Origin of the sequence: Chitinophaga eiseniae (assembly GCF_900167135.1) — a bacterium.
Classification (GTDB): Bacteria; Bacteroidota; Bacteroidia; order Chitinophagales; family Chitinophagaceae; genus Chitinophaga; species Chitinophaga eiseniae.
In genome coordinates this window covers 978,907-1,004,997 of the sequence record NZ_FUWZ01000001.1, presented here as the reverse complement: position 1 = coordinate 1,004,997, position 26,091 = coordinate 978,907, and the positions used below count along the sequence as shown (strand labels likewise).

21 protein-coding genes are annotated in these 26,091 nt (G+C 51.9%); 8 read left to right on the top strand and 13 right to left on the bottom strand.

The window, feature by feature from the left end; all coding sequences use genetic code 11:
- Window positions 1-75 precede the first annotated feature (75 nt).
- The 3 genes from B5D63_RS04255 to B5D63_RS04245 all read left to right on the top strand — a co-directional run bounded on the left by B5D63_RS04255 (window position 76) and on the right by B5D63_RS04245 (window position 4,507).
- Window positions 76-2,721, top strand: coding sequence for a glycoside hydrolase family 2 protein (locus B5D63_RS04255; protein ID WP_078667504.1), 2,646 nt, complete (start codon window positions 76-78; stop codon window positions 2,719-2,721).
- Window position 2,722: 1 nt separating this feature from the next.
- A complete protein-coding gene (locus tag B5D63_RS04250) occupies window positions 2,723-3,091 on the top strand; it encodes a hypothetical protein (protein ID WP_078667503.1) in 369 nt (122 codons plus the stop codon).
- 153 nt (window positions 3,092-3,244) lie between these two features.
- Entirely contained in the window at window positions 3,245-4,507 is a 1,263-nt protein-coding gene (locus B5D63_RS04245; protein ID WP_078667502.1) for a GNAT family N-acetyltransferase, read from the top strand.
- A 12-nt stretch (window positions 4,508-4,519) separates the two neighbouring features.
- On the opposite strand, the gene B5D63_RS04240 is transcribed toward B5D63_RS04245, so the two are convergent.
- The gene (locus tag B5D63_RS04240) at window positions 4,520-5,005 is read right to left on the bottom strand and encodes a hypothetical protein (RefSeq protein WP_078667501.1); all 486 of its coding nucleotides are present in this window, start codon (window positions 5,003-5,005) and stop codon (window positions 4,520-4,522) included.
- Between the two features lie 162 nt (window positions 5,006-5,167).
- A complete protein-coding gene (locus B5D63_RS04235) occupies window positions 5,168-5,755 on the bottom strand; it encodes a DUF2064 domain-containing protein (RefSeq protein ID WP_078667500.1) in 588 nt (195 codons plus the stop codon).
- A gap of 201 nt (window positions 5,756-5,956) precedes the next feature.
- On the opposite strand from B5D63_RS04235, the gene B5D63_RS04230 reads away from it, so the two are divergent.
- Window positions 5,957-8,032, top strand: a complete 2,076-nt coding sequence (locus tag B5D63_RS04230; protein WP_078667499.1) for a type IA DNA topoisomerase — start codon at window positions 5,957-5,959, stop codon at window positions 8,030-8,032.
- A 70-nt stretch (window positions 8,033-8,102) separates the two neighbouring features.
- Here the strand turns inward: B5D63_RS04230 and B5D63_RS04225 are convergent, their stop codons facing one another.
- The 6 genes from B5D63_RS04225 to B5D63_RS04200 all read right to left on the bottom strand — a co-directional run bounded on the left by B5D63_RS04225 (window position 8,103) and on the right by B5D63_RS04200 (window position 14,367).
- Entirely contained in the window at window positions 8,103-8,936 is an 834-nt protein-coding gene (locus tag B5D63_RS04225; protein WP_078667498.1) for an oxidoreductase, read from the bottom strand.
- Between the two features lie 82 nt (window positions 8,937-9,018).
- Window positions 9,019-9,921 carry a helix-turn-helix domain-containing protein gene (locus B5D63_RS04220; protein WP_078667497.1) on the bottom strand — a complete coding sequence of 301 codons (903 nt, stop codon included), beginning with the start codon at window positions 9,919-9,921 and terminating at the stop codon, window positions 9,019-9,021.
- An 18-nt stretch (window positions 9,922-9,939) separates the two neighbouring features.
- Window positions 9,940-10,815, bottom strand: coding sequence for a carbohydrate kinase family protein (locus B5D63_RS04215; RefSeq protein ID WP_078667496.1), 876 nt, complete (start codon window positions 10,813-10,815; stop codon window positions 9,940-9,942).
- A 46-nt stretch (window positions 10,816-10,861) separates the two neighbouring features.
- Window positions 10,862-12,895, bottom strand: a complete 2,034-nt coding sequence (gene ligD / locus B5D63_RS04210) for a DNA ligase D (protein ID WP_235021457.1) — start codon at window positions 12,893-12,895, stop codon at window positions 10,862-10,864.
- Between the two features lie 13 nt (window positions 12,896-12,908).
- Window positions 12,909-13,856 (bottom strand): MBL fold metallo-hydrolase, encoded by a 948-nt coding sequence (locus B5D63_RS04205; RefSeq protein ID WP_078667495.1) that lies wholly within the window; start codon window positions 13,854-13,856, stop codon window positions 12,909-12,911.
- A 67-nt stretch (window positions 13,857-13,923) separates the two neighbouring features.
- Window positions 13,924-14,367 (bottom strand): nuclear transport factor 2 family protein, encoded by a 444-nt coding sequence (locus B5D63_RS04200; RefSeq protein WP_078667494.1) that lies wholly within the window; start codon window positions 14,365-14,367, stop codon window positions 13,924-13,926.
- Between the two features lie 533 nt (window positions 14,368-14,900).
- Here B5D63_RS04200 and B5D63_RS04195 point away from each other — a divergent pair.
- Together B5D63_RS04195 and B5D63_RS04190 are read left to right on the top strand one after the other, a co-directional pair.
- Window positions 14,901-16,787 (top strand): beta-ketoacyl-ACP synthase III, encoded by a 1,887-nt coding sequence (locus tag B5D63_RS04195; protein ID WP_078668535.1) that lies wholly within the window; start codon window positions 14,901-14,903, stop codon window positions 16,785-16,787.
- Between the two features lie 19 nt (window positions 16,788-16,806).
- A complete protein-coding gene (locus B5D63_RS04190; protein ID WP_078667493.1) occupies window positions 16,807-17,691 on the top strand; it encodes a DUF6999 family protein in 885 nt (294 codons plus the stop codon).
- Here B5D63_RS04190 and B5D63_RS04185 read toward each other — a convergent pair.
- Window positions 17,688-18,230, bottom strand: a complete 543-nt coding sequence (locus B5D63_RS04185; protein ID WP_078667492.1) for a TetR/AcrR family transcriptional regulator — start codon at window positions 18,228-18,230, stop codon at window positions 17,688-17,690. The genes B5D63_RS04190 and B5D63_RS04185 overlap by 4 nt on opposite strands.
- Window positions 18,231-18,254: 24 nt before the next feature.
- Entirely contained in the window at window positions 18,255-18,950 is a 696-nt protein-coding gene (rpiA, locus tag B5D63_RS04180; RefSeq protein ID WP_078667491.1) for a ribose 5-phosphate isomerase A, read from the bottom strand.
- Between the two features lie 196 nt (window positions 18,951-19,146).
- On the opposite strand from rpiA, the gene B5D63_RS04175 reads away from it, so the two are divergent.
- Window positions 19,147-21,246, top strand: a complete 2,100-nt coding sequence (locus B5D63_RS04175) for a chondroitinase-B domain-containing protein (RefSeq protein ID WP_078667490.1) — start codon at window positions 19,147-19,149, stop codon at window positions 21,244-21,246.
- A gap of 121 nt (window positions 21,247-21,367) precedes the next feature.
- Here the strand turns inward: B5D63_RS04175 and B5D63_RS04170 are convergent, their stop codons facing one another.
- From B5D63_RS04170 to B5D63_RS04160, 3 genes are all read right to left on the bottom strand, one after another.
- Window positions 21,368-22,546, bottom strand: coding sequence for an AGE family epimerase/isomerase (locus B5D63_RS04170; protein ID WP_078667489.1), 1,179 nt, complete (start codon window positions 22,544-22,546; stop codon window positions 21,368-21,370).
- Complete coding sequence (locus B5D63_RS04165; protein ID WP_078667488.1) at window positions 22,546-23,925, bottom strand: MFS transporter; 1,380 nt, start codon at window positions 23,923-23,925, stop codon at window positions 22,546-22,548. The genes B5D63_RS04170 and B5D63_RS04165 overlap by 1 nt, the downstream gene beginning before the upstream one ends.
- 80 nt (window positions 23,926-24,005) lie before the next feature.
- Window positions 24,006-24,962, bottom strand: a complete 957-nt coding sequence (locus B5D63_RS04160) for a YihY/virulence factor BrkB family protein (protein ID WP_078667487.1) — start codon at window positions 24,960-24,962, stop codon at window positions 24,006-24,008.
- A gap of 81 nt (window positions 24,963-25,043) precedes the next feature.
- Between B5D63_RS04160 and B5D63_RS04155 the strand changes: the two genes are divergently transcribed.
- The gene (locus B5D63_RS04155) at window positions 25,044-26,090 is read left to right on the top strand and encodes an SGNH/GDSL hydrolase family protein (protein WP_143312757.1); all 1,047 of its coding nucleotides are present in this window, start codon (window positions 25,044-25,046) and stop codon (window positions 26,088-26,090) included.
- Window position 26,091: the final 1 nt, after the last annotated feature.

Genomic DNA, 26,091 nt, shown 5'->3' with positions numbered 1-26,091 from the left:
CCTGCGGCCTGTAAGCACCCGCATTGCGTATATTATAGACATCGATTATCTATTTTATTTTAACCGACCTGAAACATGTTACGACAAATCAGCGTTGCATTCCTCCTTATAGGATGCACCACCCTCAGTATCCTCGCATCCGGCCAAGGCCAAACGGCAGCATCCTGGAAAATGACATCGTCTCCCCTGCAAACCAGGTGGGCCAAAGATGTCAGTCCCTCCAATACCCTGCCCGAGTACCCCCGGCCACAAATGGTGCGGGCCAACTGGGAAAACCTGAACGGCCTCTGGCAATACGCTATCACCAGCGCCGGCACACAGGCCCCGCCCGCTTCGTTTGACGGCCAGATACTCGTTCCCTTCCCGCTCGAATCAGCCCTCTCCGGCGTCAAAAAAACACTGCAACCCGATCAACGCCTGTGGTATAAAAGAACATTCGACAAACCCGCCGCCAAAGGAAAAGACAGAGTACTGCTGCATTTCGGCGCGGTCGATTTCGATGCCACCGTTTACCTCAACGGAAAAAAACTTGGTAACCACACCGGCGGCTACACGGGATTCCAGTTCGATATCACCGATCAACTGAAAGATAAAAACAATGAACTGGTATTATCAGTGCTCGATCCCACCGACGCCGGCGACAACCCGCACGGTAAGCAGGTACTGCACCCCCAGAACATCCTGTACACCGGCACCAGCGGCATCTGGCAGACAGTATGGCTGGAAACGGTACCAGCAGTGTATATCGACGGACTGAAAATGACGCCGCAGGTAGACCAGCAACAGCTCGACCTCCGCGTAAACACCGCCGGCACCGGTAATGGCTATACCGTGGAAGCGATCGCCTCCAGTAACGGCACTGTCATCGGCAGCGTGAAAGGCAAAGCCAATGCCGCCCTCCGGCTCCCCGTGCCCAACGCCCGCCTCTGGTCGCCCAACGAACCTTTCCTCTATAACCTCACCGTAAAGCTGCTGTACAATAACAAAGTAGTCGACACCGTCGGTTCCTACTTCGGCATGCGCAAAATAGAGATCAAAAAAGATGAACACGGACAGGACCGTATTTTCCTCAATGGCAAATACACCTATAACCTCGGCGTACTCGACCAGGGCTTCTGGCCCGACGGTCTGTACACCGCCCCTACCGACGAAGCCCTTAAATTCGACGTACTGGCCATCAAATCCATGGGCTTCAATACTATCCGCAAACATGTGAAAGTAGAGCCCTCCCGCTGGTACTACCACTGCGATAAAGAAGGTATCCTCGTTTGGCAGGACATGGTGACCTGCGCCAACAACACCGCCGACGCCCGCAAAAATTTTGAAAAAGAAAATATCGCTACCGTTGAACATTGTTTCAACCACCCCTCTATTGTATGCTGGGTGTTGTTCAACGAAGGATGGGCGCGATACGATCAGCAACGGCTCACGGAAGCGATGAAACAAATGGACCCCTCCCGTATCATTAACGGTCACACCGGCGAAAACTATGACCGGGAATCTCCCAAAGACGCCAGTGAAAAATGGAAAAGCAGCGATCTCACCGACGTACATGAATATCCCGGCCCGGGCATTTCCCCTGCCCTTCCGGGCAAAGCCAGGGTGCTCGGCGAATGGGGCGGCGTACAGGTAAAAACACCCAACCACCAATGGAATGAAGCCGACGGATGGGGCTATATCTCCATTCCCGCTTCTGCCTTCGCCCGCAAATACGGGTTCATGAACAAACACCTGAAAATATATGAAGAAGAAGGCCTCAGCGGCTCCATCTACACGGAACCATTCGACGTGGAAACAGAGGAAAACGGACTGATCTCCTATGATCGTGAAGTCATTAAAATACCCGTAGGTCAACTGAGACAAATACACAGTACTTTCGTACCGCCTACCAGCGACGTAGCCGCCGCCTTCATCGTCAAAGATATCGACACCACCAATCCTGACAACCGCTACACCGCCCTGCTGACGGAATACAACAATGGCAAAAAAGACGGTCCTTTCCTGCAGGAACTCGCACAAATGGCCCTGCGCGTAAACGACAAACCCAATGCCGTGAAAATTGCCAATGACTACATCGGACAAATGAAAGCGCCCTTAACCCGCAGCCAGATGTCCTTTGTGAATAAATTCACGACCAACAGCCGCGATAAAGGCTTCACGCTCCTGCTGGACAACCGGGACCAGATCAACCAGACACTGGGCAAACGCCAGGCCGACGTGAAGCTGATGACCATCATCTACGGCGAAGAAATTCAGCCCTATGTGCAAAATACAGCTGCCACCCCCGACTGGAACAAAATAGAAGCAAAAACCAAACAATACGGCGCCCCGGGAGAAGAAATATTCCTGCGCGCCAAAACCATCCACTTCCTGAACCTGAAGGACTGGAACAACTTCGCCGCTACCGCCGATCAATACGTAGGTAAATGCGCACCCTACATCTCGGCAAATGAGCTGAACACCTACGCATGGACCGTTTTCGAAAACATCTCTGACCCCACCCACCTCAGCAATGCGGCCACCTGGTGCCAGCACATGCTGAAAGCGGACAATAATCCGGCATACATCGACACATATGCTAATGTGCTCTATAAAGCCGGTAAAAAAGATGATGCTATCGCTACGGAAGAAAAGGCTGTCGAACTCGCGCCAGCCAGCGACAAAAAGACTTATCAGGATATCCTGGATAAAATGAAAAAAGGTGAAAAGACCTGGAAATAAAATGAAATCTGCAGCGGCGTACTACGAAATGTCATTGCTTGCCGCTGCTCATTTTAACGTCCAACCATTCCTGTCTGACTACGTGATGGTTCACACCCTTTTCCCTTTGTGCCATGAAACAGCAGCAGGCTATATGGACAGCGGCGCCCTCAGAAGGCTGCTGCTCAATACACTCGGTCAGTTTCAGGTGTTGCCGGAAAAAAATCAGCTCCTGCTAACATTCGATAACGGCTACACGCTCGCTCATTTCAACAGCGATCTTACATGGACCGAATTTTTCTCCGGCGGATGTGTGCCCTTTGAAGGTCCTGTGCTGAGCAAAATAAGAGCTCAGTACAAAGACTGGGGTATGACAGAAAACACCGCTTAAATCAGTACTTTCATGCGGTGCGAAAGCACCGGTTATTCAAAACAGGCCTGCATTGTTTTTACAATGTGGGCTTTTTTCTTTTTCCCCATGCCCTTCCCGGTTTGAATGTTCGTTTTCAATCCGTAAATTTCAGGTGTTCGTCAACCTGAATTCATGCATATCATCACCCGCAACGCCACCGCCCGGCAGCTCGAAGCCGCCATCGCGCAAAACCACAAAGACCTGTTCTTTCTGGATGCCCGTATTAAAAACGGCGTTACCCACCAGCAAGACGGTCTTTGCTGGACCTACACCGAACAGGAAGGCGCCGGTACCATCCTCTTTCCGGCACTATCGGATAACATCGCTCCGCTGAACACGATGATGGATTTCTATCAGCAACATCAGGGGAAAAACATCGGATGCTGGTCCTTACAACCGGCGGCAACAGCGCATCTCGACGTACTGCTCCTGGCACGGGGCTTTCAGCCCGGATGGCAGCCCTGCTGGATGGTGCTGGACCTGCAAACGATCAACACCAGCTATCTTTCACCGGAGGGACTGCATATTGCACCCGACAACGAAACACCCTTGCATACCATTACAGCACTGCCTTATGCGGATAATAACAGCAACGGATCAACGGGCCTGCAACACGAAGATCCGGCGCAGGTACAACGTTTTGTAGCTACCCTCAACGGGACGATCGTAGCGCAAACCCTCCTGTTATTCGGCGGCGGGGTAGCAGGTATCTACAATGTAGGCGTAGTACCGGAAGCAAGAGGAAAGGGCATCGGCAAAGCCATCGTCAACGCCGCCTGCCTGTACGCCCGGGAAAACGGCTATCACTATGCCACCCTCAACGCCAACCCAATGGGCAGACCGGTATATGAGCAATTAGGATTTCAGTGGATAGGCGACGGACTTACCTGGTGGATCACCGACGACCGGCTGCAAAGCCGTCCGCCTGACGCTGCCGAGACAGCCCTCGCGGAAGCTGTTGGCAAAGGAGATATGGCGGCATTGGCCGCTTTCGCCGTCGCTGACCTTAACAAACCCCTCTGCAATGGCATGCAGCTGCTGGAACTGGCCGTCCACTGCCGGCAACCGGCATCAGCGGAATGGCTGATCTCCCATGGCGCCACCTGCAGCGCGCTGGACGCATGGAACCTCGGCTGGAAAGACCGCGCCGCCGCCCTGCTGGCAGAAAACCCGGCAGAAATAAACCGCTTGTACGGGAATTTTCAATATACATTGCTGCACGCTGCCGTAGATAAAAACGATATCGCGCTGGCACAACTGGCTTTATCTGCCGGCCCCAACCTGCAAATCACAGACGCCATCCACCAGAGCAATGCACTCGGATGGGCCAACTACCTGGAAAGAACAACAATTGAAGCGATGATCAAAGCATATCAGTCGGCACAGGGATTTTAACCCAACAAGCAGCTATTCCATGGGATCGCTGTCTTCCAGGTTTTCCACACTAACGGGAACGGTAGAACGATAACTGACGGCTATGCCATACGGGTCACAGATCTGAAACCGGCCTCCGGCAAAGTGCATCAGCCACTCTTCCGATTCATAAAAGGTAAACTGCGGAAACTCCAGCGGAAACTCGCTGACCGGCAGCTCCAGCCAGGGGCGCTCGGCTGCCGTGATATTGTATTTATCCGGGTCGCCGGCCAGTGTCTGCCGGATAAACAACAGTGATTTTTCGATATACTCCCCGGCGCAGGCCACTATTTCTTCTGTAAAACGCAACATCTCCGGAGACAACCGTTCCGCTGCTGTGAGCAAATATACCGGCACAGTGCCGCTGAATAACAGATGTTCAAGCTGAAAATCGGTTTTCCACACGAACTGGTTGTCCGGCGCAGCTTCTGCCTGTAATAGTCCGAACGAGGACTGGTATGATGAATGGGGGTTACTCATCTGTCAAAAATAGAATATCTCCGGAAAAAAAATCCGTTGTGATCTTCCGGGCGGTTATCTCCCTAAAAAATATCCGCTGCGATTTCTCCGCACCATATTCGGTAAAACGCTTGCTGTGATCTCCTGCATCAGGAGCATCAGTCACCCTCATAGCCTTCACAGCTACAGCCAGTCCTCCGGCACGTCTGCCAGTTCCTGCACCACATTTAACGTAGGCAGGAAAGTGAACCGCAGTTGCTGTTTGTTGATGGCCGTCAACAGACGGCGGAGCCAATGGGAAGCGCCCGCATCCATAAAATCAAATAGTTCGGGATAAAAACGTTGCATGCCCAGCAGATAAAAACCACCGTGTTGTGCAGGGCCAATGACCACCTGGTTATGCCTGAGGGCAACAAACGCCTCTTCCAGCAGTTCGGGAGACAGGTGCGGGCAGTCCATGCCGATCATGACTACTTCCTGGTAACCGGTGGCAAACACCATGTTAAAAGCCAGTGACATGGATTCGCCGGCATCGTGGCCCAGTTTTGGGAAAATGATGTACTCCTCCCATAAGCCGTAATCGGCCATTTCCTCCAGCACCACATACTTGTCCATATGGATATAGGAGGCTGTTTCCTGCGTATGATTCAGCAGCTGATGGAGTATTTCACGGGTTTTAAAATCGCCTACAGTATCTTTTAGACGGGTGTTCGCAATGGCGACCTCCTTGTCTCTTGCAAGAACGATCAATGCCTGGTTGAATACTTTCATAAAAGCCAGGGTTTAAGGATTTAGCGGTGTCAATTTACGGGATTTCAAGGGGAATGATTGTTTGCAGATTGTTAATAAGAACATTTACCCTCGTTAATAATTGTTAATCTTCTCAGGATAACCCGTGGTTAATACGGCAGCCATTAAAATCCGGCAAAAACAGTAAATTGTCCGATATTTGTTACCCTATTTCAACTTTTTATGAAAGTTTGCATTGCAGAAAAACCAAGTGTGGCCCGAGACATAGCAGAAGTAATCGGTGCGAAGCGCCGCAAGGATGGCTACTACGAAGGCAATGGCTACCAGGTGACCTGGACTTTCGGCCATTTTTGTACACTGAAGGAACCACATGATTATTATGAACAATGGAAATTCTGGCGGCTGGAAGACCTTCCCATGATCCCACCCAGCTTTGGTATTAAGCTGATAGAAAACAACGGCGTACAAAAGCAGTTCAAGGTGATTGAACAACTGGTACAACAATGTGACGAGGTGATCAACTGCGGGGATGCCGGCCAGGAAGGTGAACTGATACAAAGGTGGGTGCTGCTCAAAGCCAAATGCACCGCTCCTGTCAGGAGACTATGGATTTCTTCCCTCACGGAAGAGGCTATACGTAATGGCTTTCAGCAGCTTCGTGACGCCGGCCAGTATGACAACCTCTACGCCGCCGGCAGCGCCCGCGCTATCGGCGACTGGCTGCTGGGCATGAACGCCACCCGCCTGTTCACCAAAAAATTTGCCGTCGGTAAAACCGTCCTCTCTATCGGACGCGTGCAAACCCCTACCCTCGCCATGATCGTGGCGCGGCAGAAAGAGATCAACGCGTTTGTATCGGAAGACTACTGGGAGCTGAAAACAGTGTACCGCGATACAGAATTCACCGCCGCCATCGACCGCCTCGGCAGCGTGGAAAAAGCACAGAAAGGACTGGCCTATTTACAGGAACATCCGTTTGAAGTGACTTCTTTCGAGAAAAAAGATGGTAAAGAGGGCAATCCCCGCCTGTTTGACCTCACTTCCCTGCAGGTGGCGGCCAACAAAAAATACGCGTACTCCGCCGACGACACCCTTAAATATGTGCAGAACCTCTACGAGAAAAAACTGGTCACCTATCCCCGCGTAGATACCACCTATCTCTCGGAAGACCTGCATCCGAAAGTTGCCGGCATCCTCCAGGACATGACGCCCTACGCGGCGCTCACGGCCCCCGTGCTGGCCAACCCCATTCCGAAGCTGAAAACCGTCTTCGATGATAAAAAGGTGACGGACCACCATGCCATCATCCCTACAGGCGTACATCCTGGCGGCGGACTGCCACCGGAAGAAAAGAGGATCTACGATCTCATCGCACGCCGCTTCATCGCCGCGTTCTACCCTGAATGTAAAATATCCAACACCACCGTACTGGGAAAAGTGGGCCAGGTACCGTTTAAAGTAACGGGTAAACAAATCATTGAACCCGGATGGAAAGAAGTGTATGCCAACGATACCAGCATCAAAAAAGAAGGAGAGGAAGAAGAGAAATTCATTCCCGATTTTGTAGTGGGAGAAAGTGGTCCGCATACGCCCCGTATCCATCAGGGTAAAACTTCTCCGCCCAAAGCCTTTACAGAAGCGAGCCTGCTCCGTGCCATGGAAACAGCCGGCAAACAGGTGGATGATGAAGAAATGCGCGAGCTGCTGAAAGATAACGGCATCGGCCGCCCTTCCACCCGCGCCAATATCATTGAAACACTGTTCCGCCGCAAATACATCGACAAAAAGAAAAAAAACATCTTCGCCACCCAAACCGGTATCGATCTGATCGACACCATTCAGACGGAACTGCTCAAAAGTCCCGAACTGACCGGCCTGTGGGAACGCAAGCTGCGCCTGATCGAGAAAGGGGAATATGCTATGGACACGTTCAAAGATGAACTGATCGCCATGGTGGTGGACCTCACCAAAGAAGTGAAAACGGCCAGTTATAAAACCATTACCATCGCGCCCGAAACACCGGCGCCGGCAGCAGCCACCGAAGATAAACCTAAAAAGGAACGCAAACCCAGGGAAAAGAAAACACTGGACCTCGGCGCGCTCAACTGCCCCAAATGCAAGGAGCATCTGTTGTTAAAAGGTAACAGCGCCTACGGCTGCGCCAACTTCAAAGTATGCGGCTTTAAAATTCCTTTTGAGGTAAAAGGGAAAAAACTGACGGATAAACAAGTCCACGACCTGGTCACCAAAGGTAAAGCCGGCAAACTAATCATCACCGACACATTTGATATTCAATAAAGAACCCCGGGCCTGCGTGGAGCAGCCCCCAAAGTGGCTTGGGGGCACTCCACGGCCCGGGGTTATTTTTTTAGTAACCGGTGCCCACCGTTGTTGTTTTCCAGGCTTCTACTTCTTCTTTAACAGCATCGATTTTAGCATATACCATGTTATACGCGTCTTCGCCGAGGAAGAGGTGTATCGGCGGATTTTCCGCTTCGCTCACCTGTATAAAGGCGTCAGCGGCTTTCTCCGGATCACCGGGTTGATTGTGATTGATTTCGTTCACGTGCAGGGCCTGTGCTTCCCTTACCAGCTGGTAATCGGCGATAGGTTGCGCCGGCTGGGCCAGGGACCCGCTGGTGAGGAAGTCGGTCCGGAAGTAACCGGGAGAAACGATGGTCACATGTATCCCGAAAGGCTTCACTTCTTCCGCGAGCGATTCGGAAAGACCGTCCACCGCAAATTTAGTAGCGCAATAGATACCGAAACCGGGGAACCTGCCATTAAATCCGGCGATGGAAGACACGTTGAAGATGTGTCCTGATTTTTGTGCACGGAAATAGGGCAGCGCTTTACGGATAACATTCAGCGTACCGAAAACATTAATATCGAAGTTGCCGCGGGATTCCGCATCGGACAGCTCTTCGAGGCTGCCCACCAGTCCGTAGCCGGCGTTGTTCACGACTACATCTACACGTCCAAAGCGGGCTACGGTGTCCGCCAGGGCCTGGCCAATGCTGGACTCGTCATTCAGCTGCATCGTCAGCGGCAGGAAATTATCGTCGGTAGCTATTTTACGAAGGTCATCGAGATTGCGGGAAGTGGCAGCCACACGGTAACCGCCGGCCAGCAGTTTTTTAACAAGGTCCCGGCCTAATCCTTTGGAAGCGCCGGTCACAAACCATACTTTTTTGTTGCTCATAAGATGTTCATTTTTATGACAACAAAATTAGGGACGCGATGTATACCGGCTGTTACGCCAAACAAACGAATGATTGCAAAAATCAAACAGTCCTGAAACCGGTGGGGGTCATCCGGGTATGTTTCCGGAAGAAGTTATTAAAGTGGGAAGGTTCTTCAAAGCCAAGGCTGTAGCTGATCTCCGACACATTCCAGTCCGTATGGCGCAGCAGTGCCTGTGCCTCTCTGACGATCCTTTCTGAAATATGGGTAGTGGTCGTTTTACCGGTGGTTTCCTTTACCGCACGGTTGAGGTGGTTCACATGTACTGACAACTCCGTCGCGAAATCGCCGGCGGCACGCAGCCGGAACACCCGCCCCGGCGCTTCAATAGGAAACTGCCGTTCCAGCAGCTCCATAAACACCGCCGCGATCCTTTCGTTGGCATTGCGGTGCTGATAAAGCCTTTCGGAAGGTTCCGTCTTCATTACCAGGTGTACCATCTCCATCAGGTAGTTACGGATCAGGTCATATTTTCCCCGGTAGTCGCTGTTGATTTCATCCAGCATTTTAAGAAACAGCCGCTCTACCTCGCTCTCCAGTTCAGGAGTAAGCCGATAAGAAGGTTTTCCATGCGGGTGGAACATAGGCAGGTCTTTCAAAGTGTACCGGCCCATCTCTGTTAAAAAAGATTCGCGGAAGATACAGAAGTAGCCGGTAGCTTGTCCTTCGGACAGCTGCTCCCAGGCATAGGGCACCTGTGGATTGAAAAACAGCAGGTTGCCGGTTTCCGCCAGCAGGCTCCTGTCGGCATAATGATAAATGAATTGTCCCCGCAGCAGGCTTATCTTATAGAAGTCCCGGCGGTTGTAAGACATGCTGGGGCTCGACGGCTTACAGTCTTCCATACGGAAAACATTAAAATGCCCGATGTCCTGCTGGAGATTGTCGGGCATCCAGTTCATCTTCTCCTGGTAGAACTCTGCGATGGATTGTGGCTTTGGCATACGGCAAAGTTACGAAAATCAAACATCAAACCGGCTACTGTCGTATTCCGGGTTGGCGCCTTCGCAGGTGGTGACAAAGCCGCTGACTTCCACGGCCAGGTCCAGCGCCGCCGGCACCGGGCGGCCCTTCAGTAGCTGCGACAGGAAACCGGCAAGGAAAGAATCACCGCTGCCTACCGTGTCTTTCACGGTCACCTGTTTGGCGGGGCGTTCGTATTCTGCCTGTCCGTCTATATACACAGCGCCTCTGCTGCCGCGGGTAATGATCAGCTGCGGCACCCCGTAGTGCTGCATCACCTTACGGGCGCCGTCCACAGGCGAACCGAAAGTATCGCCGGTAGCCTGCAGCACCAGCTGCAGCTCTTCTTCATTCATCTTCACCAGATTTACCCGGCGCAACAGTTCCCGGATGGTGTTCATATCGCTGTGCGGCGGACGGATGTTAATATCCAGCACCTTGTAAGGAGCGGCGTCCAGCAACTTCCATAAGGTTTGCCGCGACACTTCGTTACGTATAGCGAGGCTGCCGAATACAAAGGCGCCGGCACGACGTATGAGTGCTTCCTGTTCCGGTTGCCAGGCAATAAAATCCCACGCTACCGGTTTCAGGATGTCGTAATGCATTTCGTGGTTGGCGCCTGCGGTAGCCAGTACGGCGCCGGTAGGCTGCTGCGGGTCCAGTTGCACCGTCTCTTCCGGGATGTGCCACTGCCGGAGGACCTGCCGCAGCGCTTCACCGGCTTCATCGTCGCCGGTACGACTGATAATATGGCTGTCCATCCCAAGACGGGAGAGATGATAGGCGACATTAAAGGGGGCGCCGCCGGGCTTGCGGACGCCGTTGGGAAATATGTCCCAGAGTATTTCTCCAAAGCATACGGTAACAGGCTTCATACGAATTCTTTTAAGATGCGGTGGTAGGGAAGATACTATCTTTCTGTTATTCACGGAACAGTTTTTCGAGACCAGCGAGCGCTGTCTTCATGTTGATCCCTTTGCCCAATACGGGTTTAAAAATATCGCCTTGTTCGCGTACCCGTTGCACGGCATTATGAATAGTAAAATCTTTCATGGTCAGTCCCTTTTTTACTTCTTCCCAGTGCAACGGCATAGACACAGTGGCGCCGGGTTTGGGACGCAGGGAATAAGGCGCCGCAACGGTAGCCTGTGACCTGTTTTGCAGGAAATCAATGTACATTTTTCTCTTCCTCCGGTTGGTGGCCCGTTCAATACTCGTCGTATCCGGCAAACGGTCATGCACCAACCGGGCGATGATACGGCCGAATTCCCTGGATTGTTCGTAGGTATATTTCGCACCCAGCGGGATATAGATATGCAGGCCGGTAGAACCGGAAGTTTTGCAGTAACCGGGAATACCTGCCGCTTCCAGTATTTCATGTGTTACCTGCGCCGCCTCAATCACTTCGTTGAAGGTGGTCTTATCGGGGTCCAGGTCTATAATACACCAGTCGGGGTTTTCCGGCTTCCGCAGCCGGCTGCTCCACGGGTTGATTTCAATACATCCCAATGAGGCCATATACAGTAACGTTGCTTCATTTTCTCCTACGAGGTATTCTTTTTCGCGTGGCTCATCACTGCTATGATAGGGAAAAGTAGGTACCCAGTCGGGCGCTTTACCGGAAACATCTTTCTGGTAAAAACTTTCTCCTTTGATACCGTTGGGAAAGCGGTTGAGCGACTGTGGCCGGTCTTTGATATATGGCACTATATAAGGCGCCATCTGATAGTAATAGTTGATCAGGTCACGTTTGGTGATTTTCTCACCCGGCCAGTAGATCTTGCTGAGGTTGGTGAATTTCAGCGCATGACCGTTGATGGTACGCACCTGTGTTTCTTCCGCGGGGTTGAGTAATGTCTTGCGGACTTTGGCAGCTACAGGTGTCAGTGCTTTTTTCAGCGAAGCTGTTCGGGTGGTTTTCTTTTCCGTTGACGTTTTTGGTTTAGCCGTGCGCGTCTTCACCGGCTTTTCCGTGGTTACCTGTACCGGTGTTTTGTCTTCCCGCATCCCTTCAAACGAAGGATGCCGCATGACGCCATCAGTCGTCATTTCACGGAAACTGACTTCGCAGATAAGTTTGGGTTTCAACCACACTGCCGCTGCCTTCGGTGGATTGGGCCGGAAGCGGGAAGGTTTGTTCACATCCGGGATAACGGCAAACGGGGATTTTTTCACTTCCAGCGATGCAAACTGTTTCATCAGTTCCTGCTGCTGTGCAATGGAAAAACCGGTACCGATTTTACCGGTGTATTGCAGTTTTCCTTTTTCGTATACCCCTACCAGTAAGGAGCTGAAAGGCTTGGAGGAGCCTTCGTTTTTCGTATATCCGCCGATGACGACTTCCTGCCGGTTGCTGGTTTTTATCTTGAGCCAGTCGCGCGTGCGGATGCCGGGCGTATAGCGGCTGTCGGTCCTTTTAGCCATAATACCTTCCAGCTTCAGTTTTCTGGCCTGGTCGAAGAAGTCGGTGCCATCCGTTACAAAACCTTCGCTGAAACGGAGGACAACGTTGTTCACCGGCATCAGTTGCTGTAGTAACTTTTTGCGCTGCATGAGCGGCAGTGTGGTGAGGTCTTTACCATTGAGCCAAAGGATATCGAAGAGATAATACACCAGTTGACCGTCCGCTTCGCTGCGCCACTCCTGCAACCGGCTGAAATCCGTATATCCTTCTTCATCAACTACCACTATTTCGCCATCTACGACTGCGTTGACTTTCCATTGTTGCAATGCCTGGTAAACAGGGTAATACTTTTCATTGAAGGGTTTGTTGTTTCGCGATCGCAGTTCAACTGCTCCTTTATCCAGGAAGGCCAGCGCGCGATAGCCATCCCATTTGATTTCGTATAGCCATCCCGGTTCGTCCGTAGCTGACGCCGCGAGGGTTGCCAGCATGGGCGTGGTATTGCCGGGTTTGGGCATGACCTGTTTGCCGGAAGTTTTTTGAGCGCACATAAGCAACGGGTTTTTATGACTTGCGGCGGTTGTACAACAGCGCGCCGGTGGCGACCAGCGTTAGCACGCCAGCCAGTACCAGCCATTTGGGAATGCGGGCGGCGGGTACATATTCAACACCGTTAACACCTGCTACTGCTGCCTCCTCCACATAACGTCCGCAGCGGGGTTTGGCCAGGGTTTTAAAATGTTCGGCCAGCCATTGCAGGCGATGCTGCATCCCTGCGCCGTAGAGCGGGCGTCCATGGCCGGTGGCTACTGCTTCCGGTTGCAGTTCCGCCAGCTTTTTTACGCTGGTTTCTGCAGATATCCAGTCGGGCGTAAAATATTTCGGTGGACCAGAGACGTGCTTTGCTTGTGTAATAGTGCTGCTCAATGCTTCCGCGCGGGTAGTGACAAAAGCATCTCCCGCGAGCAGTAGTTTGTCTTCCTCGCGGAAAAGGCTGATATGTCCGGGAGTGTGACCGGGTGTTTCGATATAACGCCAGCCATCCAGTCCGGGGATGGTTTTATCTTCCGGCAGCAGCAGCAGGTGCCCATTCAGATCTATAGGGTCTTTGGGGAAAGTCCATGACATCATCGTCATGAGTCCGCCGCCGGCGCAGGGGTCCGGTGGCGGATAGGCCGACCGGCCCGTCAGATAAGGAGCTTCCAGGTAATGTGCATATACCGGCACTTCCCATTCCCGCAGCAACGATGGCAGTGCGCCCACATGGTCAAAATGGCCATGCGTCAGTACAATCGCAGAAGGCACAAAGTGCGGGGCAAACAGTTGCCGTGCTGCCGCTTTGATTTTTAGGGCCGACGTACGGAGTCCTGCGTCCACCAGTACCCATGAGCGGGTACGCTCGTTCCGGACGAGGTACATATTCACAAAAAGATCACGGATGCCCCACACGCCCGGCGCTACCTGAAACCATGCCCTGTCTGCCATCTCTTCCATGTTGGTAATGTTTTCCATAGTATGCACTTTTGGAGGTTCTTACCACAATTCCCGTTCCTGCAATAAAGCCTGAGCTTGCTACTAACTAACAAGCCAGTACCAAAGGGTCCGTTTCGTCTCTGAATTTCCTTTCCTCACTGCGGACAGGCACGTCATTGATAGACGCAAACCGGCGCTGCATCAGGCCCTGCGCATCAAACTCCCATAATTCATTGCCATAGGAGCGAAACCAGTTGCCTGCTTTATCATGCCACTCATATTCAAACCTCACGGCTATTTTATTGTCGTTGAAAGTCCACAGTTCCTTTTTCAGGCGGTAATCCAGTTCTTTTTCCCACTTTTTAGTCAAAAAGGCCACCACTTCCTCACGGCCGTTGATGAACTGGTCCCGGTTGCGCCATTCAGTGCCCACCGTATAGGCTTTTGATACTTTTTCAGGATTGCGGCTGTTCCACGCATCTTCTGCCATTTGGACCTTCTGCAGCGCAGTTTCCAATGTGAAGGGAGGGAAGGGAGGTTTCTGTTCCATGTTTTATTTTTTTTGATTAAAAATACAGACAGACCAATCTGTCTATTTATGGTAAAGATAGGAATTATTGTTATTTGAGCAAGAAATTTTTTGAGGAGGACTTTGGAGACAGAGAACTTTGGAGACAGGGGATCGATTGATCGTTGGTGGATGATTATTGTTTGATGATTGGTGTTTGATGATCGAAACGATTCAAAAATCTCACAAGAAAATTTAAAAGCGCGTCCGCCAAAAAAAATTTTAGAAAGAAAAACCGGCAAGCGATCTAAACAGAAATCATTAGAAAAATTTAACTATAAACTATCAGAAAGAATTTTCAAGCAGGCTTATTATTCTGCAAGACAAATGGTGTACCCTTTGATTTCGCAGCCCCTGGACCCAGGCCGGAGAAACAGGAAGCAACATGAGCGGGAATGGGATCACTTTTAACATCTCTTTATCTCCTCATCAGCTTGCTATGATTGAAAAATCGGCTAACTTAACTTCTCATAAAACAAGTCACACATTTTCATCCACCGTTGATAAGCACCAATATGCAATTAGAGAACGTCTATATTACGGCAGCCGGCAAATATCTCCCGGGCGCGCCTGTTCACAATGATGAAATAGAAGAATACCTTGGAATGATTGATGGGAAACCTTCCCGCAGCAAGACGAAGATGCTGTCACAGAACGGTATCCAATCAAGGTATTACGCACTGGACAAACAACAGCGTACAACCCATACCGTTAGCGGCATGGCTGCCAGGGCCATTGAAGATTGCCTGAGCCGGAACGGCGCCAGCAAAACAGATATACAACTCATATCAGCCGCCACAACGCAATCGGACTTGCCCGTGCCAGGTTTCGCCAGCATGGTACATGCCGACCTGGGCAACCCTGCCTGCGAAATTGCCAGTCACCAGAGCGTGTGCGCAGCCGGATTGATGGCTATCAAAAACGCCTATACGAATATTCAGACGGGCGCCTCCCATACGGCGGTAGCCTGTGCCGGAGAACTGGCCAGCAGGCTGTTTAAAGCCAAACGGTTCGAACAGCAGCAACGTATCCAGGACGGGCATGGACTGGAACTGGAAACAGATTTTCTCCGCTGGATGCTGTCTGACGGCGCCGGTGCATTGTTAATGCAAAACAGGCCTGCAGCGCAACATATCAGCTTACAGATAGAATGGATAGACCTGCGGTCCTATGCGCACCTGTACGAAGTATGCATGTACGCAGGGAGAAACAAAGGAGATGCTGGTACACCGCCGCCCTCATGGATGGACTACGACAGCTTCTCCGCGGCAGACAAGGACGGAGCGCTCAACCTGAAGCAGGACCTGCGGCTGGTAGACAACATGGTAAAACTGGGCGTACAACGCTTTTTTGAGCTGGTAGATGAAGGGAAGTTTGACGCCGCGGGGTTTGACTGGCTGGTATGCCACTACTCTTCTCACCATTTTAAGGAAAAGATCATACAACTGCTGGCCAAAGGTGGTGTTGCCATCCCGGAAGAAAAATGGTTCAGTAACCTGTACACCGTTGGCAACGTAGGTACCGCTTCCATCTTCGTTTTGCTGGAAGAACTCCTGCGCAGCAAACCGCTGAAAGCAGGCGATAAAATACTGTGCATGGTACCGGAAAGCGGTCGTTTTATCACAGGCTTTATGATGCTCACGGTAGTACCGCCAACAGCCTCCCAGACCTTTGACCCGTCTTCCTTACTGACAGACATCAAAGCACCGGAAATCCGTATACAGCTGGAAAACCCGGTACTCGAATGGCTGATACGCCAGTTGACGACCGTGTGGATAGACTTTGAAAGTTCCCTGCGGCAGGTACCCATTGTTAAAAAGATATTTTCCGGTACGCTGACACTGGAAGAATACAAAGTCCTGTTGTTTAACCTTCGTCAGCAAGTGATAGACGGCTCCCAGTGGATCGCCCGCGCCGCGTCCAACGTGAGCATCGAACATTTTGATATCCGTTCTTCCTTTATCTCCCATTCCCGCGACGAACACCGGGACTACCAGATACTGGAAAAGAACTATATTCAATGTGGCGGTAGCCTTGAAGAATTGCAACGGGGAGAAAAAAACATCGGCAGCGAAGCATTGAGCGCCTACATGTTTCAAAGAGCCAGCCAGCCGGACCCGTTTGACCTGCTGGGCGGCATGTTCATTATTGAGGGGCTTGGCAACCGTGTGGCGGGCAACTGGGGACGCGCCATTCAGCAACAGCTGCAGCTGCGCGATGACCAGGTATCATTTTTCACTTACCATGAAACCAGCGATTCCAACGAAAACCATTTCGAACGGTTTGAAAACGCGATCCAGTCAGGTTTGCTGACGACCAGCCTTGCGGAGAGAATCGTAAAAACCGCGAAAGTGGCAGGCCGTTTATACCGGCTGCAACTGGAGCAAATTGGAAATTACTGACCCGTATTTGTACTTGTGTATGAAAGACAGTGCTTATTTTGAACAGCTGGAGAACAACCCAAGAAACCCCAGCCACTGGCATGCCCTGTTTCTTGACAGCAGCATCCCGTTCAATCCGGACGCCAAAGCGGCGTTCCTGTATGATTCCAGCCGCAGGACCAAACAGTTCCTGTACCCTTTCGTAAAAGTATTTGCCCGGCTGGGCATTATTCTCCTGCAGGTATTTAAAGCCATCGCCCCCAATGTCATCAACGCACCACAGCGGCTGCACCGCTGGCTGTACAGGGGCATGAAATACTGCATTACGCCCGAAGCCAACTTCCTGATCCTGCGCCATTTCTACCTGGGTTCGGAAGTGCTGCGGTTTATTAAAGACAATGTGAAAGATATCGGGGATATTCCCATGCATCCGTTGAAGCCGGTGTCTGTCAACGCCGTAAAGGATGATCTTTTTCTACAGCACGATCTCAATCTCTACAACTTTATCATCAACCTGAACAATGCACTGAAAGCGCAGGGAAAGACCATCACCAAAGTGGCGGACCCTGATTTTAGCGCCATCACCGCTGGTCCGCTACCCTTTGAGCCATTCCGTAACAAATGGAGCAACTGCATCGATCTGGCGACTGCCATCGAGATATTCACACCGGTGTACCAGTTCTTTCTGACAGACAGTGATTTCTGGAGGGCCTCCAATTCATTGCAGCTGGATGAGGTGATCGGGCTATATGCCGCTACGATCATGAATTGCCCGGAACGGCTGGTAGCGTTGAACAACAAACACCCCATGATTCCGCTGCCAACTTATGGCGCCGCGTTCCGGCTTACGTTACATGGCCTTTCCACAGAAGTATTACATGCGTTGCTGGTAGAACAAAAACTTAAGCAGGCGGCGGCTAACTAAAGCAGTTCAGCCACCATTTTTCTGGCTTCCTGTACCGGCCACTGGTTGGCATACAACTGGCTTTCCACCATAGCTGATTCAAAAAGCAGGTAGATATGGTCCTGTACCAGTTGTTTTTCTTTATTGAGAATAGCAGAAAAATAAGCGCGCAGGTCTTTCTTATGATCGCGGATAATGCGAAGGGCTTCTCCATCCTGTGCGGTGATTTCTGAGAGGATATTTAAAAAAGCGCACCCACGGTAGCTTTCCTTTTCGTTGATGTCCAGCAGGAAGTCAAAGGCGGCGAGGATTTTATCCTTGGGTTTGGAAGGTTTTTCCGTAAAGCTTTTCAGCGCGTCAAACCAGTAGTTGTGCCGGTACTCCAGGAAAGCTTCCAGCAGCGCCTCTTTGGAGGCAAAATGCAGGTACAGGCTGGCCCTGGCCACACCCGCATCCTGCAATACCTGGTTGATGCCGGTAGCGTGGTAACCTTGCCTGTAAAATAAATCGGTAGCCGTATCCAGCAACCGCTGCCGGGGATCACTGCTTTTCTGCTTCATACCGCAAAGATAAGACAGACTGATCTATCTTTCAGGAAATACCACCGTTACCCCGTTTTTCCCTGCTATAATGGCTTCATGGGCCATCCTGTAAAACAGGGATGTCTCCAGAACACCGGGGATGGCCTTTAACTGTGGATTAATTTCTGCAACCGGGGGAAATGCAGTAAAAAAGATGTCCATCAGCAGATTGCCCCGTTCTGTGATCACAGCGCCGTCTTTTTTGTTGCTAAGCCTTAGCTGCGGGCGTGCATCGGGATACAACCGGCGCAACGCCTGTTGCACGAAAGACAATGCATCCGGGATCAGCTCTATCACCACCGGCACGGTAGGCAGTAGTTTTTCCACATATTTGGGGCCGTCGCCTGCCAGGATAAACCGCTGCGCCATGGCGGCCAGCAGTTTTTCCAATGTATGTACGCCGCCGCCGCTTTTCAGCGCGGTAAGACTACGGTCAAACTGATCGCACCCGTCGAAATGAAGGTCCAGCTGCGCCACGGTAGCCGTTTCCCGGATCATAAACCCATGTTCCTGCAACAGCAGCCGGGTGTTAAAGGAGGCCGTTACGACGGAGATGCTTTCCCGCAGGCCCGGCGCCGCCGCCAGTTCCCGCACCAGGTGCGCGATCGTGCTGCCTGCTCCCAGTCCCACCGTATGCCCTTCGCGGACGTAAGTCAACGCTTTTCTGGCTGCTTCCAGTTTATAGTCAATCGTTTCCATGCAATAATACTTCTCCTAAAAATAACTAAATGCTTCAGCAGTAAGTACTTAAAAAACAGTTTTTTTAATACGAATATTTTTTCTTTTCTTGCAAATGCAAACGATTGCATAAATGAAGACCGTTAGTTATCCTGAAAGACCTGAAGCCCGGATTTGTCCCGCCCAGATATACCTTACCACCCTTTAAACATTCCACATGAGAAAAAAATTACGCTCCCTGCTCTTATTATGCTGCCTGGCAGTTATGCAAACAACGACCGCACAAACGACGGTAACATCCCTGTCGGCACTGCAATCTGCCATCAACAACGCCAGCCCCGGTGATGTGATCATCCTGGCCAACGGCACCTACACCGCTTCAACCGATATCTCCATCACCAAACAAGGCACGGCGGCGCAGCCGATCACCATCAAAGCGCAATCGGTAGCTGGCGCCATTATTACCGGTACCGGCGGGTTTAACATCTCAAGTCCGGCCAGGTATATCGTAGTGCAGGGGTTTAAATTCACCCACAGCGCCAACAAGGCCAAAACAGGCAGCGGCACTTCTTTTTGCCGTTTTACCCGTAACATCTTCGAAACGCCGGGCAACGGTGAAAACCTGACCATCGCCGGCAGTCACCATGAAATAGATTATAATACCTTCCAGCATAAAAATGCGTTGGGCCGTTTCCTCGCCATCCGTGGCAGCGGCAGCCAGATCGCGGAAAGCCTGTGGATACACCACAACTACTTCCTCGACCAGCAGCCCCAGTCCGGCAACGGCATCGAAACACTCCAGTTTGGGCTGAGCGGCTATAGCATGTCTTCCAGCAACAGCACCGTGGAATACAACCTCTTTGAACAATGCGCCGGCGAAAATGAAATGATCTCCGTGAAAGCATCGGCAGTAACGCTGCGGTACAATACCATCCGCGACTGCCCCGCACAGTTCACCCTCCGCCACGGCAACAAGTGCAAAGTGTACGGCAACTACTTTATCAACACTCCCGGCATCCGCATCTTCGGCGACGACCATTTCATTTACAGCAACCACTTTGAAAGCTGTAACCCCGCCATCAACATCGGCAACGGCGACGGTGAGGTGGCCGACGGCTCTCCCCTTACCTGCCACGACCGCCCCGACCGCGTGCTGATCGCTTTCAACACCCTCGTCAACAATACCAGCAACATCACCCAGTCAGGCCGCAGCAACGGTCTGGGCGCCACCTACACCAACGTAGCTTACAACATTATCCAGGGTGGCAGCACCGCCGCACAGATCGCCGGTCCGTATACCAACCCCACCTGGAAAGGCAACATCATCTATAACACCAGTGCCGGCGCTATCCCCGGTGGCGGATACGTTACCGCCAATCCACAGGTGGCCCGCGATACCACCGGCACGTTCCACCTGCAATCCGGCAGCCCGGCTATCGGCGCCGCCACCTCCGGCTACACCGATGTGAAATTTGATATGGACGGCCAATCCCGCACCCTCCCTCTGGACGCCGGCGCCGACCAGGTATCCACCGCCGCGGTGACAGCCAGGATACTCACCCCTTCCATGGTAGGACACAACGCCAACTCCACCCCTCCCGTGAACCAACTGGTGGATATCACCGATAACGGCGGTGTTATCACCGGCCAGTATCCCAACACCACCAAACCTGCTGAAGACATTCCCAGCCTGATAGACAACAACACCGCCACCAAATATTTCCGCAGCGGCAGGACCGCCTTATGGGTACAATACAAATCCACTACCCCCGCCGCGGTCACCAAATACACGCTGACCTCCGGCAACGACGTACCGGGCCGCGATCCGAAAAACTGGACGTTGCAAGGCTCCAACGACACCATCACCTGGACCAGCATCGACAGCCGTTCCAACGAAACCTTTGCCAGCCGCGGGCTTACCAAGAACTATACCTGCACCAATACCACCGCCTACCGCTATTACCGGCTGAACATCACCTCCAATAACGGTGACACGGGTACGCAGTTGGCAGAATGGGAATTGTTTGCCCTGCAGGCTGGTAGCATGATGGCCACGCTGGACAAAGAAGTGCCGGTCAATGTATATCCCAACCCCACCACGGGGCTCTTCAAAGTGAGGCTGACCGACAAAAAAAATAAATCGTACCGGCTGATCGTGCTCGACGCCAAAGGTCACCAGGTAGCAGCCACCGTGCTGGCGGCCGATCAGACCACCCTCGAAGCTAATTTTAATCTCACCGCCATGCCGGGAGGCATGTATTTCGTACAGGTGAGCGACGGGCTGCATCAAACCACCCGCAGCGTATTTAAATATTAATAGTACCCAAATACCTTGGGCTACAATTTGCTTAATCCGCAACATAGGCATAAAGCCCAACGAGGCGGCTGTGTACAATGTAGCCCAGGGTTACCGGCTTAGGGGAATACGCGAATATGGGTTATAAACGTTTCATAATTTCCATGCAGGCCCGGGCGTTATGATACGGGCATTTCCACAGGCCGGCCTTATCCTCCTCCATCACGGTACCATCTTCCCGGATGCCCCAATACCATTCACCATTTGTTCTGTCCAGCAGATGTTTTTCGGTGAACGTCCAGCAGTCGTACGCCCGCTGCAGGAACCTGCCGGAAGGCTGCAGCTGCCACGCATTTACAAATCCTACGATGGCTTCCGCCTGCGGCCACCAGTGCTTTTCTGCTACCATGTGCTGTGTGGAGGGTTCATATTCATACCATAATCCACCATCACGGGCAAGGCCTTCTTCTGTTGCCAGCGCCATCTTCAGCGCCATGGCTTTGAAGTAGGCCGTGAGTTCAGCATCGTGGATCGCCTGCGCTGCCTCCAGCAGCAGCCAGCTGGCTTCTATATCGTGCCCGTAGGATACCAGCCGGCCTTTTACCTGCCATTGCTCGTTGAAAAAGAGATGCAGATGCCCGCTTTTACGGTCGATGATGCGATCGCGGAACAGCTGCAACAAATCCTGTATGTTCTTCTTCAGCGTACTTTCCGGCCATACCGTATAGAGGTTGGCGTAAGCTTCCAGCACGTGCAGATGCGTGTTCATCGTCTTTTTTTCGTTGGCGTCTTTTTCACTGAGCCGCTGGTCCTGCAACGGCTTCCATTCGCGCGTAAACGCTTCAAAATAGCCCCCAAGCTTATGATCATAAGCGTACCGCTGTAAAGTATTATACAAGCGGATGGCGACAGCACGCGCCGCTTCTTCTTTGGTGGCCCGGTAATATTCGCTGTAGGCATAGATGGCGAAAGCGATGGCATACACTTGTTTTTTGGTTTCCAGCGGACGGCCTTCGTGGTCCGCTGCCCAGTATACGCCACCATGCTCCGTATCCAGCAAATGTTCTCTGAACCAGCATTCCGCACGGCGCGCCAGTGGCAGCAGTGAGGCATCACCCGTAAGGTTATACGCTGCAGCGAATGTCCACAGGATACGTGCATTCAGCACTGCCCCTTTGGGCGCCAGTGTATCGACGTTGTTGTAATGATCCACCTTTCCGTAAAAGCCGCCGTATTGTTCATCCGGCAGGCAGGTGGTCCAGTAATGAAGGATACGGTGCAATTCGGTCTGTAGTGCCTGTTTTAATGCCTGTTGTATCATCAGTTAAGTTGTTGTTTGCGGAGCGCCAGTTCCTGGTCAATAAGGGAGATACGGTCTTCCGATAAAGGATATAAAACGATAAAGAGAATAGACAATAACGCTCCTCCGGCGGGCAGCCAGCTCAACATCAGCACGATACCCTGCTGCGTAGCATGCGCCTGTACACTGTTGGCCTGAAAACCGAAATATCCCAGCAGCCAGCCGGTAATGGCGCCGCCGATCGTCCAGCCGAATTTCTGCGACATAGAAGAAGAAGAGAAGATAAGCCCTGTGGCCCTGCGGCCATTCCGCCATTCAGAATAGTCTGCAATATCCGCGTACATGGACCATAACAACGGGAAGACAATCCCCGCACAAACGCTGATGATGCACTGAAACACATAAATAAGCGCCAGCTGCTCCTTCTGCAGCCAGGAAAAGCCGATGCTGCACACAGAGGCGATCACCATGGCGTAGAGATAGGTGTTCTTTTTACCGATGCGGTTGCCTACCGGCGACGCCAGGACCACGCCCAGGATATTGGCGCCCTGGCCTATCAGCAGGTAAAGGGTGGAATAAGTCACCCTGGTATTGCCCAACACAAAGGCAGCGTCCTGCTGAATAAAATATTTGAAATAGTAGAGGGTGGCGCCATCGCGGATGGAATTGAAAATAAGCGCCGCCACGCCCGCACCTAATAATATCCACCATGGCCTGTTCTGCCACAGATCCCGCAGATCGTCTTTCAGGGAAGCAGATTGTTCAAAGGTCGGCTTCACCCGTTCTTTCACCCAGGCAAAGCATAACAGGAACAGCAGTACGCAGATCAGCGCGATGACAGCCACTCCCAGCTGCCAGCCGCGTTGCGGCGTGGCCCCTTCGCTGAAAGTGCTGACCAGCGGCTCCATCAGCGCCACGGCCAGCAGGCTGCCGCCAAAGGCAAACGCCATCCGGAAAGAAGCCAGTGTATTCCTGTCACGCCCGTCCGGCGAGATAACGCCCAGCAAAGAGGCATATGGTACATTGATCAGCGAATAGATCATCATCATCGCGGAATAAGTGACATAGGCGTAGATCAGTTTGCCTGAAGCGCTATAGGCAGGTGTTGTAAAAGTAAGCACCCCGATAATACCAAATGGGAGTGCCATGTAAAGGAGATACGGGCGGAACTTACCCCAGCGGGAACCAGTACGGTCGGCCATCGCGCCTACAACAGGGTCAAAAAACGTGTCCCAGATACGGGTGATGAGAAACAGGGTGCCTGCAGCGGCGGCGGTGATTCCCATCACATCGGTATAAAAAAACAACAGGTACATACCGAACAGCTTCCAGAACATAGAAGAAGCCATATCGCCAAAACCATAGCCGATTTTTTCCTTGAGTGTTATTTGGTTGTCCATACGTGGGTATAAAGCTGGCTGATATTGTCAGGCAAAACTATTCCCACAAAATACATTTTCTGTAATACTTATTTATCTGATTACGGTAATTTCTTATCCGGAGCAGGTGGTTGCTCTTCCGCCGTTTTCAGCTCATAATGCGCGGCATGGTGGGCCGCACGGATAGGCATACCGATATGGGAAGACCAGGCATTGGTAAAAGCGGCGCCGAAATAGAAGATAATGGAAGAATAGAACATAAACAGCAGCAATAGCACGGTAGATGCAGATGCGCCGTAGAGGGTGTTGATACTGCTGTAGGTGAGTAATACTTTCAGGACTATCTTCCCGATACTGAAAAGAATGCCGGTCACCAGTGCGCCGACAATGCCCGGTTTCATCCGCGGCCGCCCGTCGGGAATAAAATAAAAAACGAGATAAAACCAGGCGGTGACGATCAGCACCGATAGTACATAGTTAAGCGCGCTGTTATAGTAAGATGCCAGCGCCGGCAGGTAGATGCTGATGTATTTCCCTAAAAAAGCCTGGGCCGCTTCTGTTACCACATCGATGAGGAACAGCAGCCCCGCGAAAAAGATCACCAGCACACCTCTCAGTCGCGACACCATGATCTGGCCGAAGCTGGCACGGTGGACAGGCTTTATCTTCCACAATTCATTGATAGAGCCCTTGATGATTTTAAACAGGGTGGTGGCGACAAACAGCAGAAAGAGGAATCCTGCGATGCCGATCAGCCAGTTCTGCGCAATGCTCCGGAATGCCCGCAGCGTTTGCACGATCGCTTCGGCCGTCTCCACGCCAAACAACGCTTCCAGCTGCATGGACAAACGACGGCCCGGATGTTCCATCCGGAAAATAAGACGCAGCAATTGTATGAGGATCACCAGGATGGCAGGCAGGGCAAACGTGGTAAAAAAAGCGGTAGCTCCTGCCAGCCGCAACGGGTCGTTGGCCTGCAAAGACTGATAGGCGTCTTTAAAGGACAGTAGCAGGAGACGCCAGTAAGGCTTTCTTTTTGTTGTTGTTATCTCACCCATGTTTGACAATTCGGCCCGTAATGCTTAATTTACCGTATAACCACAACTGCAAATATAAAACATCCCTTAAACTTACAGACGGTGTATAAGATCCTTGTCCTGTTACTGAGCTGCCTGCTGTGGCAAACCAGCCACGCTGACACTTTTTACCCTGCCGATAACGGCTACTTTGAATATGTGGGCCGTATTGACTTCTCCCGTCCCGCCACGCCCCGCTTCTGGGCCCCCGGGGTGTATGTGACCGCCCGCTTCAAAGGGCCGCGCTGCGAGATCGTGCTGAACGATGAAATGTTATACGGCACCAGTCACAACTATGTTTCCATTATTATCGATAACAAACCGCCCGTCCGTCAACAGCTGCTGGGCAAAAGCGATACGATACGCCTGCACCAGGGACTGAACGACGGTCCGCATACCATCGTTATCTGTAAAAATACCGAAGCCGGTATCGGCTATCTCGAATTCGCCGGTTTGCGCTGCCAGGAATTGCTGCCACTACCGGTATCACCTATACGAAAAATTGAATTCATCGGCAATTCCATCACCTGCGGCGCCGGCAGCGATCAATCGGCCAAACCCTGCGGACAGGGTCAATGGTATGATCAGCACAACGCCTGGAAAAGTTATGGTGCGCTGACAGCCCGCAGGCTCAACGCCCAGTGGCAGCTCAGCTCCGTTTCCGGCATCGGGCTTATCCAAAGCTGTTGTGGTATGTCATTCACCATGCCGCAGGTATTTGATAAAATCAATATGCACCGCGACTCTATCCTTTGGGACTTCGCCAACTACCAGCCGGATGTGGTGACCGTCACCCTCGGTGAAAATGACGGTCCACAGGATTCTGCCCGCTTCTGCCAGGCCTATGTCGGGTTCCTGAAAAAACTGCGAACGTATTACCCGGCAGCCAGCATCGTCTGCATCGACAGCCCCATGGCAGATCCCACGTTTTCACCGGTATTACAACGGCATATCACTGCCGTAGTAGCTGCCATGCAGGATAAAAAGGTGAGTAAGTACTTTTATAGCAGGAAATATCAAAGCGGTTGCGGCGGACATCCCGACCTGGCCGAACATCAGCTGATGGCCAATGAACTGACCACCTATATTAAAAAGCTGAAACGCTGGTGAT